Origin of the sequence: Enterococcus sp. AZ080 (genome assembly GCF_051714945.1) — a bacterium.
In the GTDB taxonomy this organism is placed as follows: Bacteria; Bacillota; Bacilli; order Lactobacillales; family Enterococcaceae; genus Enterococcus_B; species Enterococcus_B pernyi.
Window position 1 is genome coordinate 914,845 of the sequence record NZ_JBIOSV010000001.1, and the last position, 16,040, is coordinate 930,884.

Sequence of the window (16,040 nt, forward strand, 5' to 3'; positions counted from 1 at the left end):
TCTCGTAAAAAATATTTTATTTTCTACGAGACGTTTTCGATTACAATGCATAGTGTTCAATATCTTATCATGGTAAAATAGGTTTATATTTTTTAATAAATAATTGGAGTGAATAAAGTGGATAAAATATTAATTACCGGTGGAGCCGGGTTTATCGGTTCAACAATGGCAAATCATCTAGGAGATCATAACGATATTGTAGTTATTGATGATTTATCAATGGGGAATAGAGAGAATTTAGATCAAACAAAAAAAATCACTTTTATTGAAGGTGATGTCAGTGATAAGCAAAAAATGGAAAAGATTTTGCAATCTCACCAGTTTGACTATATCTTTCATTTAGCTGCTATAGCTAGTGTTGCTGATTCCGTTGAACGGCCGTTGGAAACTCATCGAGTGAATTTTGATAGTGTCTTGATGTTACTTGAGTTGATTCGTAAGTATCAGCCAAATTTAAAGCGTATTGTATTTAGCTCTTCTGCAGCTGTTTATGGAGATGAACCAACACTACCTAAAAAAGAAGAGTCAGTTATTCGACCGTTGACGCCTTATGCTATTGATAAATTTGCCGCTGAACAATATGTACTTGATTATTGCCATTTGTATGATGTGCCAGGAACTGCGGTACGTTTCTTCAACGTATACGGTCCAAATCAAAATCCAAATTCGCCATATAGTGGGGTGATCTCGATTTTAGTGGATCGCTATAAAAAGCAACTTGCAGGTGAAAAAGCGTCATTTACTTTATTCGGCGATGGGAGTCAATCAAGAGATTTTGTCTATGTCGAAGATGTTGTGCAAGCTTTATTACTTGTTTCAAAAGAAGAAAAAGCATTAGGGCAACAATTCAATGTTGGAACGGGAAACAGTACAACTTTACTTGAGTTGATCCAGACAATCAATCAGATTCTTGAAGTTGAATTACTGTTAGATTATCAAGAGGAGAGAGCAGGAGATATCCATGACTCTTTAGCTGATATCACTAAGCTTTCAACCCTTGGTTACCAACCTAAACATAGCATACTAGATGGCATGAGAAAATATTTAGCAACAGAAATAAATATGACAAAATCATAAAATTTCTATATCTAGGGAACAACTGAGAAAACCTTGTATCAAGCCAAATTACTTATACAAGGTTTTCTTCATTCTTATTCAATTATCACAGATGACAGGTAAGCAAATTGCTTATTCATCATTTCCCATCAATTTATAAATCTGATCTCTAAGATCGGTGGCTGTTGTTTTATATTTTTTATCGGCTTGGATATTACTTTCTAATACAACTGCATCAGAGGTATCTTTTTTCATTGCTAATACCGCATGGAAACGATTGATGTTTCCTTGAGCAAATATGGTATCTCTCCCACTGTAGACCCCGCCGTTATATGGACGTCCATTCAAATTCTTTCCCCAAAGAGAAAAAAGTAAATCTTGTGGAATCAATTTTCCTTTTAATACTTTTGTAAAAAATTCATTCAAGTCATAGACGGACATACTGATATTTCCAGTTCCTAATTCATTACGTATATCTGTTTCAGATTCAGTCAAAGCTTGATGATAATCATCGTCTGGACTCATTTGATAAGAGACTGCGTGTTCTGAAGTGTTTTTGACTTGGTCATAGAAGGTCGTCTGTTTTAATTGTAAAGGAGTGATGATTTGGTCATACACCAACTTTTCGTATGGCTGATGAGTTAATTTCATTAAAATACCTGTTAGTAACGTGAAATTCAATGGTTCATATTTGTAACTTTGATCATTGGTATATTCGAGATGGTCTAGGGCAAACTGGATCACCTCTTGGTCATTCATCGGTACGGTCGGAGAAGCTGTTTTTTTCAATCCTGATCGCATATATAATAAGTCTTTGATCGTGATTTTATTGCTACCGTTGATTTGGGGATAAAATTTATCCAGTTTTGTATCTAGAGAAAGTTTCCCTATATCAACTTGTTTTAGAATCAGTAGTGCAGTCATTGCTTTTTGGATCGAGCCAATTTGATAATACAAAGATGGAGTATTTGGTTGCTGTGCTTCTTCGTTAGCGTATCCGTAGCCCTTTTCAAGGATCACTCGATTGTTTTTACGAATATAGACAGATCCGACATAATCATTTTTTTGTAATAATTGGTCGATTTGATCGGCAAGGACCTGTTCATCTTTGGTCAAATCTAGGGAATCGTTTGCCACTTGAATCGAGGCGGATACTCTTGACTGGGCCATTTCATAGGTAGCCCAAGTGATAATCCCAATAGTGACGACTAAAATGAATAAGCAGATTTTTTGAGAAAAAGAAAAATGGGAAGCTTGTTTTCTTCTTAAATGTTTCCTTGTGTTCATGTACATCAATCCTTCCTGTCAAAGAGCTTAGTGATTTAAATAAGCAGATTATTGTTATTTAGTAAATAAGAATTATTTTATTTTCTATTTTAAGCCGAAGATAATCGATTTACTACTTACAATTTTGACATAAGAATTGTTAAAAATAATTCACCTCCGCCTGAATTTCATGTATAATGAATAAAGTTATGAAGTTGATAGTAAGGAGGAGTTGTTTTGTCAGAAAACAAACAACATCCAGATGAGAAGAGACGACGACAAAAGAATGCAACTGATTCGACAGATGTAGTCAGTAAGCGAAAAGACCTACGTAAAAAAGAAGATAAAATCGTAGGAAAAATTATTTTAGTGATTGCGCTTACGTTGCTAATTATTGGATGTGTATTTGGTTTTACGGTCTATCGCTATATTGATAGTGGCTTAAAACCTTTAGACCCAGAGAATGAACAATTGGTTTCAATCGAAATCCCTAGTGGTTCTTCAAATAAGCAAATCGGAGAGATTTTAGAACAAGACCATATCATCAAGAGCGGTATCGTATTTAATTATTATACAAAATTTAAAAATATGACTGGCTTTCAGGCTGGCTTCTACCAATTAGCCCCTAACATGACGTTAGATGAAATCGGTAAAGAGCTCCAAGAAGGTGGAACCTCAGAACCTACAGAAGTGGCAGATGGGAAGATCACGATACCAGAGGGATTTGATGCAGAGCAGATTGCAGAACGAGTAGCAAAAATCACTGGGAAAGATAAGCAGGAATTTTTAGATCTACTAAAAAACGAAGCCTTTTTCACGGAATTGACCCAAAAATATCCTGATTTATTAGAAAGTGCAGCTAAGGCAGAAAACACCAAGTATCGCTTAGAAGGTTACTTATTCCCAGCGACTTATGATTACTATAAAGATATGTCACTCAAAGATCTGATCATTCAGATGGTCGATAAAACGAATACCGTGTTACAACCATACTTCTCAACGATCAAGCAGCAAAATCATACGGTTCAAGAAATCATGACACTTGCTTCATTGATCGAAAAAGAAGGGGTATCTGAATCAGATCGTAAAAATATTGCCAGAGTTTTCTATAATCGGATTGACATAGGGATGCCATTACAATCAGATATTTCTATTTTATATGCGTTAGATGAACACAAAGAATTTGTCTCTTATGAAGATACGGCAGTCGATTCACCATATAATCTTTATACAAATAAGGGATATGGTCCAGGACCGTTCAATAGCCCGAGTGAAGCAGCTATCCAAGCTGTGGTTGAACCAGCAGAGAATGATTATTATTATTTTGTCGCAGATATCTCTACAGGTGAGGTTTATTTTGCAAAAACATATGAAGAGCATATGGAATTAGTACAAAAATACGTAAATAATTAAAATTGAGCGCTGGCTGTAACTTTATTTATTTTTAGAAAAACATTTACATTTTAGAAAAAGCATGGTAATCTTTTTTGGACTGTAGTCCGTAAAAGATTACCTTTTGCGGTATTCCATAGAAAAAGGAGAAGAGTTATACATGGTAGAAAAAGTATATCCTATGACGCTTGAAGGAAAAGCGAAGTTAGAGCAAGAATTAGAAGAATTAAAAACAGTTAAACGGGGAGAAATCATTGAACGAATCAAAATTGCCCGTGGCTTTGGTGATTTATCTGAGAACTCAGAATATGAGGCAGCTAAAGATGAACAAGCTTTCGTAGAAGGACGTATCACGACAATCGAGAATATGATCCGTTTTGCACAGATCATTGACAATGATGGCGTTGATTCGGATGAAGTATCTATTGGTAAAACAGTGACGTTCATTGAGTTACCAGATGGTGAAGAAGAAGAGTATACGATCGTGGGAAGTGCTGAGGCAGATCCTTTCTCAGGAAAAATCTCAAATGATTCACCGATTGCACAAGCCTTGATCGGCAAATATAAAAATGATGAAGTAACGATTTCAACACCTGGTGGCGATATGCAAGTAAAAATCGTCAAGGTCGCGCAAGCATAAGTTGACATTTAGACACAGATAATCAATTATTGGTTTGTCTATACAAAAAGGTCTGGGACCATGACACAAAGTCCCAGGCCTTTTGCTGTAGAAAGCGATAGTTACATCTAAAGTCCTATAGCATCTCGAAACAAAAATAGGTATGATAAAAAAGAGAATGAAAAGGAAAGGAGAATAGCGATGAATAGCTCTTGGCGCTTTTTTATAGTAGTAGAAGCCTTACTATTGATCTTTGCCGTTTGGCAAATCGTAAATAATGTTGAATTATTACTGTTAGTTTTGTTTGGTATTTTTAATATCTATCTTGCATTGCGAAAATCACCGAGATCGGGATTTCAGAATTTTCAATTTGTACTAGGCGGACTAGTTATTTTTTTCAGTTTGATCAATAGTCCTGCGCTATGGATAATGGCAATCTTTGCTGTCTTGTTCATTGGTCTTAAAGGTGTAGAGATTTCTGGGATCGATCTAACAAAAAATGCTTTTTGGCGAAAAAAACAAATCATTATGGTTCAAACAGAGCAAGTGAAGGCTCACAATAATGAACGAAAAAAACAACAATTATTCGGTAACCAGCGAATTGGTAATGATGTGTATGAATGGGATGATATCAATATCGCTCTACTTTCAGGAGATACGATCATCGATTTAGGGAACACCTTGTTACCTAAAGACGATAATATCGTTATCGTCAGAAAAGGAATTGGTCGGACACGCATCTTGGTTCCTTTAGGGATTGCAATCAGTCTCGAACATGCAACGTTAGTAGGAAATGTACAATTTGAAGAAGAACAATTTGCATTGAAGAACGAGTCGATTAAAATCTATAGTAACGATTACGATGAAAATCCACGTCGTTTAAAAATCATTACGAACACATTACTTGGGGATATCGAGGTGATTCGAGCATGATAGAGAAACTTTCTCGACCGATGCTAGCTATTTATGCTTCGATCGCCTCATTTATCGTCATTTTATTTTCTTTTTTTACTTATTTTTACGCAAGTAATCAAACTCATTTTTGGCGTACTTTATTAAGTGCCAGAATTTTATACGTGCCATTGATCTTTCACTTACTAGCAATTTCGTCAGGTGTCGGTTTAATTGTTTTTTTGATTGTCTCTCTTTTACAAAAAGCACGTTATGGGAAAATCGAAGAACAGTTACGGGCAATTTCTTCCGGTAACTATGAAGCAAAAGTTTTAAATGATTCCTTACCAAGTGCATCTGACGATATATATGTTAAAGAAATTGAAAAAGAAATCACTAAAATCAAAGAAAAAATGATCGAAGTGTCAAGTGAACTTCAAATATTGACGAGTCGACCTCAATATGTCGATGGACAAACAAAAGAAGAAATCTTAGAATTAGAAAGACATCGTTTAGCGCGTGAGCTACATGATTCAGTTTCCCAGCAATTATTTGCAGCGATGATGATGATGTCTGCTCTGACGGAACAAGCAGAAAAAAGTGATACGCCTGAAATGTTTCGTAAACAACTAAGGATGGTAGCAGATATCATCAATGCTTCACAATCTGAAATGCGTGCGTTGCTACTACATTTGCGACCAGTCAATCTTGAAGAAAAAAGTTTGAAACAAGGGATTGAGCAATTATTAAAAGAATTAAAAAACAAGATACAAATTGCATTGAAATGGGATATTGAAGATATCACTTTGTCTGATTCGATTGAAGATCATCTCTTTCGGATCGTTCAAGAACTACTTTCAAATACGTTACGCCATGCAAAAGCAAATGAATTAGAAGTGTATCTGCATAAAATCGATAATAATCTTTTATTACGAGTGATCGATGACGGTACTGGCTTCAATATGAATGAAACAAAAACTGGCAGCTACGGACTAAACAATATTAGAGAACGTGTAGCAGGTATTGGTGGGACAGTAAAAATCATTAGTTTCAAAGGACAAGGGACAAGTGTAGAAATTAAAGTTCCTTTAATAAAGGAGGCGGAAAAATGATAAAAGTATTACTAGTCGATGATCATGAAATGGTACGTTTAGGGGTTTCTTCCTATTTGTCGATCCAAGAAGATATCGAAGTAATCGGAGAAGCAGAAGATGGACGAAAAGGCTACGAAAAAGCCATGGAACTTCGTCCGGACGTGATTCTAATGGATTTAGTCATGGAAGAAATGGACGGGATCGAATCTACAAAAGCAATCCTCAAAGATTGGCCAGAAGCAAAAATCATTATTGTCACGAGTTTTATTGATGATGAGAAAGTATATCCGGCTATTGAAGCTGGCGCAACAGGCTACTTACTTAAAACATCGACAGCCCATGAAATCGCCGATGCGATCCGCGCGACTCAAAGAGGTGAACGTGTGCTTGAACCTGAAGTAACCTCGAAAATGATGGAAAAGATGAGTCGGCGTAATGAGCCAATCTTGCACGATGATTTAACGAATCGTGAAAATGAGATTCTTATGTTGATCTCTGAAGGAAAGAGCAATCAAGAAATCGCAGACGAATTGTTTATTACTTTGAAAACAGTCAAAACACATGTTTCTAATATTTTAGCAAAATTAGAAGTGGAAGATCGTACGCAAGCTGCCATATACGCATTCAAGCATGGATTAGTGAAGTAAGTAGACTTATGACTTATGATCTAAACAGTAAGCACATTTTTGCTAAGTATAAATTGGAACATAAATTATAAAGTATCCCTGTTTTCACATTGATAAGGGAAAACAGTACCCTGATCCAAAGCAAAATGTTATTACTTTTGTTTTGGATTTATTTGTGTTTGCTAATTACAAATTACATTGTTTGTTATTTTGAATTCTTTGTTATCATGTTCTTTTCATTTGGGTCTTTTTATAGTTTAATATATTATAGGACAATATAAGTTCGATTTAAAAAATAAAGGAGAATGTCATGAGAAAAAATTGGATAGGCATGTTATTAAGTTTCTTATTACTGTCAGGCTCGATCACGCCAAGTGTCTACGCAGTATCGATAAACGATAGAACAAATACGTCACAAGGAAGTACTTCGCAAACAAACGAAACTACAGCAACATCATCTAATGTCCCTTTGATAGAAAGTACTAATCCCACCACAGAGGAAACCACAGGAACAACAGAAAACTCTGCAGAAAATTCATCTAAAGATATTTCTGTTGATGAAGTTCATTTCCCAGATCAAAATTTCCGTCAAGTATTGATTGAAATGATGGAGAAGAATCATAGTAACGTATTATCCGATGAATTATTGGCTACAACTGAGTTGGATCTTAGTGGTAGAAATATCAAATCATTGGATGGTATCGAATATTTTAAACAGTTAAAAAAACTGGAAGTTCAAAATAATGAGTTAGAACAAGTAGATGTCTCGGCTCTTTCAGAGTTAACTTACCTTGATGTTTCTAAAAATAAACTGTCAACAATTGATTTGTCGATGAATGATCATTTGACTTATTTTAACGGGAAAGAACAATTGATTAATGCAGAAGCATCAAAAGATGATCGTGAATGGGTGATCAATCAAGACAATCTAAAACCGGAATTAAATAAGATCGATATTAACTCAACTAATTGGGAATACAATGGATCCGTTTTTACTACTGTTGAACCTTCGGCACTAAATTATAGTTACCAAGTAGAGTTTTCACAAAAAGCAATTTTAGAAGAAACATCTAATCGCTCACTAGATATCACTGTAGACGTGAAATTTTTAGAACAAAATAGCGTTGAATCAATTATTCCAAAAGAAGAAAAAATAGAAATGATCCAAGGCGAAACTAAACAACTTGAGTATTCGCTTGTTCCAGAAAATGCTGAGATTATTACTCCAAATTGGGTATCAGTAGACAATAATATTGTTGAAGTGGATGAAAAGGGTCTGGTGACAGCAAAAGCAATCGGTGAAACAGAAGTATTATTAAAAGATGGCGAGAGAACATTAGGAAAGTTCAACATACAAGTAGAAAAAAATAACAATGATTCAATAACCCAAGCGAATCGCCCAGAACAAACGGTGAGCAATCGTGCAGAAGTTTCTAAACCATCCGTCAGTTATCAAACACACGTGCAAACTTACGGTTGGCAAAGTACCGTAGCTGATGGTGCTACTGCAGGTACGATTGGTCAAGGTAAAAGAATTGAAGCCATTAAAATCCAATTACCAAATAATTCATTAAATGGCGATATTGAATATAGTAGTCATGTACGAACGATTGGCTGGCAAAATTATGTGAAAAATGGTGCTACATCAGGAACGACAGATCTTTCTTTACGAACAGAAGCAATTAGGATTCGCTTGACTGGAGAGATAAGTGAACAATATAGCGTCTATTATCGTGTGCACTCAGCTTATTTTGGTTGGTTAGGTTGGGCAAAAGATGGCGAAGATGCAGGTAGTTCAGGATTTGGGTACCAAATGGAAGCTATCCAGATCCAACTAGTCAAAAAAGGAGAAGTTGCCCCAACTCAGAGCACAGCTTTCTATGACAAAGATAAACTCCCTAATCCTAATGTCAATTACCAGACGCACAGTCAGTCAGTCGGGTGGCAACCCTATCAGTCAAATGGTTCAACTGCTGGAACGATGAATCGTGGATTAAGATTAGAGGCTGTAAAAATAAATGTTTCGGATACACCAATCCCTGGCTCCATTGAATATTCTAGTCATGTGCGTTCTATTGGTTGGCAAAATTATGTGCGAGATGATGCGATTTCCGGAACAACTGATCGTAAACTTCGAACAGAAGCAATTCGAATACGTTTAACTGGTCAGTTAGCAGAACACTATGATGTTTATTATCGCGTGCACTCAGCTTATTTTGGTTGGCTAGGTTGGACAAAAAATAATGGCAATGCAGGAAGTGCAGGATTTGGTTATCAGATGGAAGCTATGGAAGTAAGGCTGGTAGCCAAAGGGCAATCTGGACCAGCAGCTAGTACTGCCTTTTATGATAAGGATACAATAAAAAATCCTAATGTTAATTACCAAACGCATAGTCAATCGATTGGTTGGCAAGGTTATCAAATGAATGGTGCAACTGCGGGAACAGTGGGACGTGGCTTTAGATTAGAAGCATTACGAATGAATATCTCTAGTACACCTATTCCAGGAACAATAGAATATAGTACACACGTTCAATCGATTGGCTGGCAAAACTATGTGAATAATAATACTCTTTCGGGAACAGAGGGTAGAAAATTACGAGCTGAAGCGATAAGGGTGAGATTAACTGGTCAGTTAAGTCAACATTATGATGTCTATTATAGAGTTCACTCTGCGCAACTTGGATGGTTAGATTGGGCCAGAAACGGTCAAAATGCTGGGACGTCCAATGTAGCATTACAAATGGAAGCTATCCAAGTTGTACTAGTTAAAAAAGGAGCACCAGCGCCAGGACCTACGTCAAATCCGTACCAAATCTCAATCAATCATCTATTTGTAATGGGACATGGAGCAGGAGATCCAGGGGCTTCATATAACGGTATCAACGAGCGAGACTTTACAAGAAATGAACTTATGCCATATTTACAAAAATGGGCAGGGCGCTTAAAAACAAATCGTATAACCTTTTATGATACAAATGCGGATATGTTCCAAGACACTCGTAGAATGCAGGGTGCGTATACGATTAGTAGTAGTTTTTCTTCTGTAACAGAATTTCATTTAGATGCAGGAGCGATTGGTATTAGTACTGGTGGGCATGTGATTGCGCATCGTAACGGCAACTCATATACGACACAAAATTATGCCATTGCTAATGTGATACGCACACATGTAGGTTTATGGGGCTCTGTTCAAAATACCGGTGGTATCAACTTAAGAAGTGATTTATTGAATTTGAATGTACTACATTCTCGTGGTATCCCTTATCGACTAGCGGAACTAGGATTTATCACCAATACTCGTGATGTAGAAAATATTCGTAGAAACATGGATCAAATTGCTAAAGGGATTGTAGAAGGAGTGACAGGAGAAAGATTGTAAAGTAATCATTTCTGTTTTATCAATTTTTTATCAAATATTAATCCTCTTATTGACAAAAACCAATTTTACCTGTAGGGTTTAATTATAAAAACTTGTTAGGTGAGGCTCCTAAAAGAACACAGGCTACTGCCCTCAAACGTCGAGAGACGCCACAGGGTATAACAGGCAACGTCGGCTTAAGGCGTGCTTAACGTAGCTATCTGGATTATATTTCCAGAATTACGTCTTTTAGTGCTAAAGCTCAGACGAGAAGTTCGTTCAGGTAAACACTGGTACCATTTTGATGGGATCTTATGAGACGGCTTCTTTTGGAGGCCGTCTTTTTTATGTACTTCCTGTTTTTTCCAAACGAATCCATCCAACAAGTTTATATCGAAAAAACGATGTAACAAAGGAGAATACGAGATGAGAACATTAAATGATACAAATAACCTAGAAACACAATTGAAGATTCTTAATTATCTTGAGCAAAAAAAGCTTGAAGAATTGAAGAACTATTTAGCAACGATCGAGAAAGTGGAATTGATCCAACTATTTGTTACGTTACCTTTAGATAAGCAAGTACTGGTCTTTCGATTATTATCAAAAGACAAAGCCCTCGAAATCTTTGAAACATTTGAACCGTCTGTCCAACAAGATTTGCTTCGTTCGTTTACGGATGATGGTGTGATTGAATTTGTGAATGAGATGGCTCCAGATGATCGGGTAAGGTTGTTTTACGAACTACCAGCAAGTGTGACTAAAAAACTATTGGCAGAGCTTTCTGAAGAAGAGCGAGCAACAACGAATCGATTGATGGGCTATGAACATGAGACAGCTGGACGGATCATGACGACTGAATTTATTTCAATTAAAAAAGAAATGACTGTTGAAGAAGCACTGCATAAAATCAGAAGATTAGCGAAAGAAATGGAAACAATCTATATTTTGTATGTGACAGATATGGCGAAAAAAATTGAAGGAGTACTATCGTTAAAGGATCTAGTCATTGCAGAAAGTGATCAACAGATTGAAGAAATCATGATCAAGCACGTCGCTTATGTAACCACAGATACAGACCAAGAAGAAACTGCACGATTGTTACAAGAGTTAGATTTGATCGCTATTCCCGTCGTAGATAAAGAAACACGACTAGTAGGTATTGTGACAGTGGATGACGCCATCGATGTCTTAGAGCAAGAAACGACCGAGGATATGTTCAATGCTGCTGGTTTAGCAGACGTCGCCTCTGTAGAAGCTGATCGTAGTACAGTACTGATTAACGGGAATCTTTGGCAAATATGGAAAGTCCGGTTGCCTTTCTTAGCGATCACATTGGTTGCAGGGATGTTAGCTGGTCTAGTAATCGATGAGTTTGAACAAACGTTAGAATCTGTGGCTGCTGTTGCTATTTTTATTCCTTTGATCATGGATATGGGTGGAAATGTAGGGACGCAATCATCGACGGTTTTTGTTCGTGGATTATCTTTAGGGCACATTGATCTCAACACATTTATCAAGCACTTTTTGAAGGAAACAGGGATTGGTCTAAGTTTAGGGATTGTTGTAGGGATCGTATCTGGAATAGTCGCTTCTGTGTGGCAAGGCATACCATTGTTAGGTGTAGCTGTGGGGATCTCTCTGGTCTTTGCAATGACCTTAGCTGCCGCCCTTGGTTTTTTGATTCCTTTTATCTTATTGAAATTGAATATTGATCAAGCTGCTGGATCTGCACCGATTATTACATCGATCAAAGACATTGCTGGGTTGTTTATTTACTTTATTTCAGTTAACGTATTCTTAGGCTACCTATTGTAGGAATAATTAGTAATATAGCCATACCTTTTTAGTAGAAACATCAAGAAATATTCTATGATCTACCATAGTAGGCCTTCTCTTGATCCTCCATTAAAATGAGTCTTTTCCGTAAAGAAAAGCAGGGTTGCTTTTGTTTTTACAGTGGCTTTGCTATACTTGAAATGGAATGGATAAAGGAGGAGAAAAGTGAAACAGAATTTTGCAATCGTAGGACTTGGACGTTTTGGTGGCAGTATCTGTCGTACGTTAGTCGAAGCTGGTCAAGAAGTTTTAGCTATTGATAGCAGTGAAGACCGAGTGAATGAATATATGAATATCGCAACACATGCAGTGGTTGCGAATGCACAAGATGAAATGACTTTACGATCTTTAGGAATCAGAAATTTTGATCATGTGATCGTAGCAATTGGAGAAGATATCCAAGCAAGTATTTTAGTGACACTGATGGTTAAAGAAATGGGCGTTCCGAATATCTTAGCCAAAGCACAAAATGAGTATCATGCTCGTGTTCTTGAAAAGATCGGTGCAGATCGCGTTGTTCATCCTGAGAGAGATATGGGGATACGGATCGCACATAATCTTGTTTCTAAAAATATTTTGGATTATTTAGAGCTGTCAGACAAATTCTCGCTCGCTGAGATTCGGGTATCTAATCCCAAGTTCTTTAATAAAACATTAGCAGAACTAAATTTCAGACAGCGATTTGATTTGACTGTGGTAGCCATCCGACGCTTCGATCGTTCTGTCGTAGTGTCACCAGCCGCAGACGAATATGTACGTGAAAATGATAATTTACTTGTTATCGGAGAAACAGAAGATGTAGATATACTTGATGATAAAATGAATCAATAAAAAGGGGCTCATCACATGCAATTAACAATAACGGACAAAGCAAAAGAATGGTTTCAAGCAGAGGTAGATTTACCTGAAAATTATGGTATCCGTTTTTTTGGGAAAGTATATGGCAAAACAGAAGTACATGAGGGATTTTCAATCGGTATGTCTGTGGAGTTACCAGAACGTCCGATGAAACAAGAAACGATCGATGGTCTATTATTCTTTATTGATGAAGCCGATGATTGGTTCTTCAAAGGATATGATCTGGTTGTTGATTATGATCCACAATTAGAGGAACCAACGTATCATTTCCAAGAAACAGCAGATGTATAAGGTGAGAAATAGTCTTTTATCTTTAGGAAAAAAGCCTGACGAACGAAAAGTAAGTTTTACTTACTTTCGGATTGTTAGGCTTTTTTTTAGACAGTCAAACGCTGATCCACTTTTACTGTGTTCATTATAGGAAAAAGTCATTCAAAGAATGAAGTGCAACATACTTCATTCTTTTGAGGGATTAAGCTAGACTGATAAGTAGAGAGGATGGGTGTGATGACAAAAAAAATAATTTATTCAGTACGTTCATTTCGTGAAGAATTTATCGAAAAGATCAAAGAAATAGCACCAGAATATTCATTTCAAACGGAAGTAGCATCCGACGAACTTTCTGAAATAGCGATCAGTATCGGCTGGAATGGAGATTATCAAGAAGATATATTCGCTTCTGACAGCTTAAAATGGGTCCAATCGATTTCTGCTGGAGTAGATAATCTTCCATTAAACGAATTCGCTGACAAAGATATTTTACTTTCCAATGCGAGTGGTATCCATGTAGAATCGATCAGCGAGCATACCATGGGCATTATTTTAGGCTATTCTCGTGGATTGTTCCAAGCCCAACGAGCGCAGTTCCATAAAGAGTGGCTAGGATCAGATATCCATTATCAAGCATTGGCAGATCAAAAATTACTAATTATAGGAACTGGACATATTGGAAAAAAATTGGCACAACATGCAGCTGTATTTGGTTTAGAATGTATCGGCATCAATACATCTGGACATCCAGTGGAAGGATTCAAAGAGACTTATCCATTAGAGAAATTAAAAGAAATCTTACCGAAAGCAACGATTGTGGTGAATATCTTACCTTTGACAGATCAGACAAAAGGGTTGTTTGACGCAAAAGTATTTGAAGCTTTTGATAAAGAAGCGCTATTCATCAATGTAGGACGTGGGCCTTCTGTAAAAACATCTGATTTAATAGCTGCGTTAGACGATGGTCAACTGGCTTTTGCGGCTTTAGATGTGTTTGAAGAAGAACCATTAGCAAAAGATAGTCCATTATGGGAAAGAGAAGATGTGTTGATCACCTCTCATATTGCAGGTCAGACACCACATTTCCAAACGAAGTTTATGGATATTTTTCTAACAAACTTAAAATCCTACGTAGACAAAACAGAATTAGAAATAAATGAAATCGATTTGAATGAAGGCTATTAAATGAAGAAGAATCTCTAGAAGAGGTGTGTAATGACTACCTCTCCCAGAGATTCTTTTATTTTGGTAATTGGATTTTTGGCCAGCCTTTGACTGCTTGAGCAAAAATGAATATGCCCGCAAATGCAATAAACGCTGTTGTATCAAAAGTTGGTGCAAAAATCATCAGGATCGTTGCAATAACAGTGGGTAATGATATCGCATAGATCATTGTTTTTAGACAATCGAGAAAAGTTACTTTAGCTAAACGTAATCTTGCATATACATAAGCCGCAAAATTTGCCATAAGTAAAGTGATGATCAGATTTAAAAAGCTAGGATAAATGGAAATCAAAAATACTAATGCTTTGATCCAAAAAGGGATCGTTGCTTCACTTAATGTACTACGTAAGCTTTCGCCAGTTAGATTTTTTAAAGCATTATTCGTGTACTCAAATTCAAACTGATTATTGTTCAGCAATGCCGAAGTCGTGCCGGTATTCGGTAAAGCTAGAACCAATTTATCCTTTAGCAGACCGACACTTAGGAAATTCCCTATCAAATCTGAAGAGATATCTTCAGGGGTACGTTTTCCTTCGGGGTCAAAGGTAAAGATAATCGAATCCGTTTGATAAATAAAACCTTCATTTGTTGGCGAATCGATTTGTCCATCACGAATCTTAAAATCTGGAATTTCAGCTGCAATTTTTTGACCATCGGACTTGATAGTGTCCAGCACTTGAAAAATTTGGTAAGAAATAGGTAATGCCATTAGTACACTCAAACATAAAAGATAGACTAATGATTTTCCAAATGATACGTTTTTAGCATTTTTAAGCTCGGTGAATCGAGCAAATGAGCTAATGATTAGTTGTTTTGTTGTCATAATTACTCCTTCTGTAGAATTGTCATCACTAGCAATTCTAGCGGAGTATGCTATGAATTACAAGAGTTCTAAAACATTCTCTCACGATAGATAAGGTTATATTCTTATCGATCATTGTTTTCTAGAGATGAAAATTATTAGCAGATAGAGTATGATAGGAAAGAATGATAAATAAGGTAGGTAGAAAAATGAAGATTTATGTTCAATTTAAAAGCTATTTAGAAAGTAAAGGATATTGGGAAGTTTTCATCTATCTATTTTTTGGTGGATTAGCAACAGTTGTCAACTTCGTCAGTTATGCAATCGCGCAACAAATCTTCCAGTTATCGATGCCAGTATCGAATACGATTTCTTGGATTTGTTCTGTTTTATTTGCATTTGTCACCAATAAGGTATGGGTGTTTCAATCCAAATCTCCTAGTTATACGCATTTATTTATCGAATTTGGGAAATTTGTTTTTTACCGAATCGTTTCTTATGGACTAGACATGGGCGCCATGTTCTTGATGATCAAAGGGTTGGAAATGAATGATTATGTCGCTAAAATCATTACACAGATCTTAGTCGTATTGGCAAATTATGTCTTTAGCAAATTATTTATTTTCAACAAGACAGAAATTATCGAAGAACCAGCAGAAACCAGTAAAAAATTGGAAGACTAGGCATAACAATTGAAGAATTTCCCTCACTTTGTTACTCTTTTAGTGTAAAGAGACCCAAC

The 16,040-nt window shown here is 36.4% G+C and carries 14 protein-coding genes and 1 riboswitch; of the genes, 12 read left to right on the forward strand and 2 right to left on the reverse strand.

What is annotated here, in order from left to right; genetic code table 11:
- Positions 1 to 117 precede the first annotated feature (117 nt).
- Positions 118 to 1,077, forward strand: coding sequence for an NAD-dependent epimerase/dehydratase family protein (locus IGK01_RS04295; protein ID WP_010735925.1), 960 nt, complete (start codon positions 118 to 120; stop codon positions 1,075 to 1,077).
- A gap of 111 nt (positions 1,078 to 1,188) precedes the next feature.
- Here the strand turns inward: IGK01_RS04295 and IGK01_RS04300 are convergent, their stop codons facing one another.
- Positions 1,189 to 2,343: a serine hydrolase domain-containing protein gene (locus IGK01_RS04300; protein WP_023519383.1), complete on the reverse strand. Its 1,155-nt coding sequence runs from the start codon at positions 2,341 to 2,343 to the stop codon at positions 1,189 to 1,191.
- Between the two features lie 216 nt (positions 2,344 to 2,559).
- On the opposite strand from IGK01_RS04300, the gene mltG reads away from it, so the two are divergent.
- The 10 genes from mltG to IGK01_RS04350 all read left to right on the forward strand — a co-directional run bounded on the left by mltG (position 2,560) and on the right by IGK01_RS04350 (position 14,457).
- On the forward strand, positions 2,560 to 3,735 hold the full coding sequence (gene mltG / locus IGK01_RS04305) for an endolytic transglycosylase MltG (RefSeq protein WP_010735923.1): 1,176 nt from the start codon (positions 2,560 to 2,562) through the stop codon (positions 3,733 to 3,735).
- A gap of 139 nt (positions 3,736 to 3,874) precedes the next feature.
- The gene (gene greA, locus IGK01_RS04310; RefSeq protein WP_010735922.1) at positions 3,875 to 4,354 is read left to right on the forward strand and encodes a transcription elongation factor GreA; all 480 of its coding nucleotides are present in this window, start codon (positions 3,875 to 3,877) and stop codon (positions 4,352 to 4,354) included.
- A 180-nt stretch (positions 4,355 to 4,534) separates the two neighbouring features.
- Positions 4,535 to 5,266: a cell wall-active antibiotics response protein LiaF gene (liaF, locus tag IGK01_RS04315; RefSeq protein ID WP_169058656.1), complete on the forward strand. Its 732-nt coding sequence runs from the start codon at positions 4,535 to 4,537 to the stop codon at positions 5,264 to 5,266.
- A complete protein-coding gene (gene liaS, locus IGK01_RS04320; protein ID WP_019723158.1) occupies positions 5,263 to 6,336 on the forward strand; it encodes a two-component system sensor histidine kinase LiaS in 1,074 nt (357 codons plus the stop codon). Before liaF ends, liaS begins: the two co-directional genes overlap by 4 nt.
- The gene (locus IGK01_RS04325; RefSeq protein ID WP_010735919.1) at positions 6,333 to 6,965 is read left to right on the forward strand and encodes a response regulator transcription factor; all 633 of its coding nucleotides are present in this window, start codon (positions 6,333 to 6,335) and stop codon (positions 6,963 to 6,965) included. Before liaS ends, IGK01_RS04325 begins: the two co-directional genes overlap by 4 nt.
- A gap of 289 nt (positions 6,966 to 7,254) precedes the next feature.
- Positions 7,255 to 10,326, forward strand: a complete 3,072-nt coding sequence (locus IGK01_RS04330) for an N-acetylmuramoyl-L-alanine amidase (protein ID WP_438840515.1) — start codon at positions 7,255 to 7,257, stop codon at positions 10,324 to 10,326.
- Between the two features lie 84 nt (positions 10,327 to 10,410).
- A riboswitch (M-box (ykoK) riboswitch) is annotated at positions 10,411 to 10,586 on the forward strand.
- A gap of 145 nt (positions 10,587 to 10,731) precedes the next feature.
- Positions 10,732 to 12,123, forward strand: coding sequence for a magnesium transporter (gene mgtE, locus IGK01_RS04335; RefSeq protein ID WP_153830341.1), 1,392 nt, complete (start codon positions 10,732 to 10,734; stop codon positions 12,121 to 12,123).
- 186 nt (positions 12,124 to 12,309) lie between these two features.
- Positions 12,310 to 12,975 carry a potassium channel family protein gene (locus tag IGK01_RS04340; protein ID WP_010735916.1) on the forward strand — a complete coding sequence of 222 codons (666 nt, stop codon included), beginning with the start codon at positions 12,310 to 12,312 and terminating at the stop codon, positions 12,973 to 12,975.
- 15 nt (positions 12,976 to 12,990) lie between these two features.
- Complete coding sequence (locus IGK01_RS04345) at positions 12,991 to 13,293, forward strand: HesB/YadR/YfhF family protein (RefSeq protein WP_010735915.1); 303 nt, start codon at positions 12,991 to 12,993, stop codon at positions 13,291 to 13,293.
- Between the two features lie 216 nt (positions 13,294 to 13,509).
- Positions 13,510 to 14,457 carry a phosphoglycerate dehydrogenase gene (locus tag IGK01_RS04350; RefSeq protein WP_224434609.1) on the forward strand — a complete coding sequence of 316 codons (948 nt, stop codon included), beginning with the start codon at positions 13,510 to 13,512 and terminating at the stop codon, positions 14,455 to 14,457.
- A 55-nt stretch (positions 14,458 to 14,512) separates the two neighbouring features.
- On the opposite strand, the gene IGK01_RS04355 is transcribed toward IGK01_RS04350, so the two are convergent.
- A complete protein-coding gene (locus tag IGK01_RS04355; RefSeq protein ID WP_010735913.1) occupies positions 14,513 to 15,319 on the reverse strand; it encodes a DUF1189 domain-containing protein in 807 nt (268 codons plus the stop codon).
- A gap of 188 nt (positions 15,320 to 15,507) precedes the next feature.
- On the opposite strand from IGK01_RS04355, the gene IGK01_RS04360 reads away from it, so the two are divergent.
- A complete protein-coding gene (locus tag IGK01_RS04360) occupies positions 15,508 to 15,981 on the forward strand; it encodes a GtrA family protein (RefSeq protein WP_010735912.1) in 474 nt (157 codons plus the stop codon).
- Positions 15,982 to 16,040 lie beyond the last annotated feature (59 nt).

Excerpts from the sequence above, each read along its gene's own strand:
- IGK01_RS04300 (WP_023519383.1), bottom strand. The coding sequence starts at position 2,343 with ATGAACACAAGGAAACATTTAAGAAGAAAACAAGCTTCCCATTTTTCT.
- greA (WP_010735922.1), top strand. The coding sequence starts at position 3,875 with ATGGTAGAAAAAGTATATCCTATGACGCTTGAAGGAAAAGCGAAGTTA.
- liaF (WP_169058656.1), top strand. The coding sequence starts at position 4,535 with ATGAATAGCTCTTGGCGCTTTTTTATAGTAGTAGAAGCCTTACTATTG.
- liaS (WP_019723158.1), top strand. The coding sequence starts at position 5,263 with ATGATAGAGAAACTTTCTCGACCGATGCTAGCTATTTATGCTTCGATC.
- IGK01_RS04325 (WP_010735919.1), top strand. The coding sequence starts at position 6,333 with ATGATAAAAGTATTACTAGTCGATGATCATGAAATGGTACGTTTAGGG.
- IGK01_RS04330 (WP_438840515.1), top strand. The coding sequence starts at position 7,255 with ATGAGAAAAAATTGGATAGGCATGTTATTAAGTTTCTTATTACTGTCA.
- mgtE (WP_153830341.1), top strand. The coding sequence starts at position 10,732 with ATGAGAACATTAAATGATACAAATAACCTAGAAACACAATTGAAGATT.
- IGK01_RS04345 (WP_010735915.1), top strand. The coding sequence starts at position 12,991 with ATGCAATTAACAATAACGGACAAAGCAAAAGAATGGTTTCAAGCAGAG.
- IGK01_RS04350 (WP_224434609.1), top strand. The coding sequence starts at position 13,510 with ATGACAAAAAAAATAATTTATTCAGTACGTTCATTTCGTGAAGAATTT.
- IGK01_RS04355 (WP_010735913.1), bottom strand. The coding sequence starts at position 15,319 with ATGACAACAAAACAACTAATCATTAGCTCATTTGCTCGATTCACCGAG.
- IGK01_RS04360 (WP_010735912.1), top strand. The coding sequence starts at position 15,508 with ATGAAGATTTATGTTCAATTTAAAAGCTATTTAGAAAGTAAAGGATAT.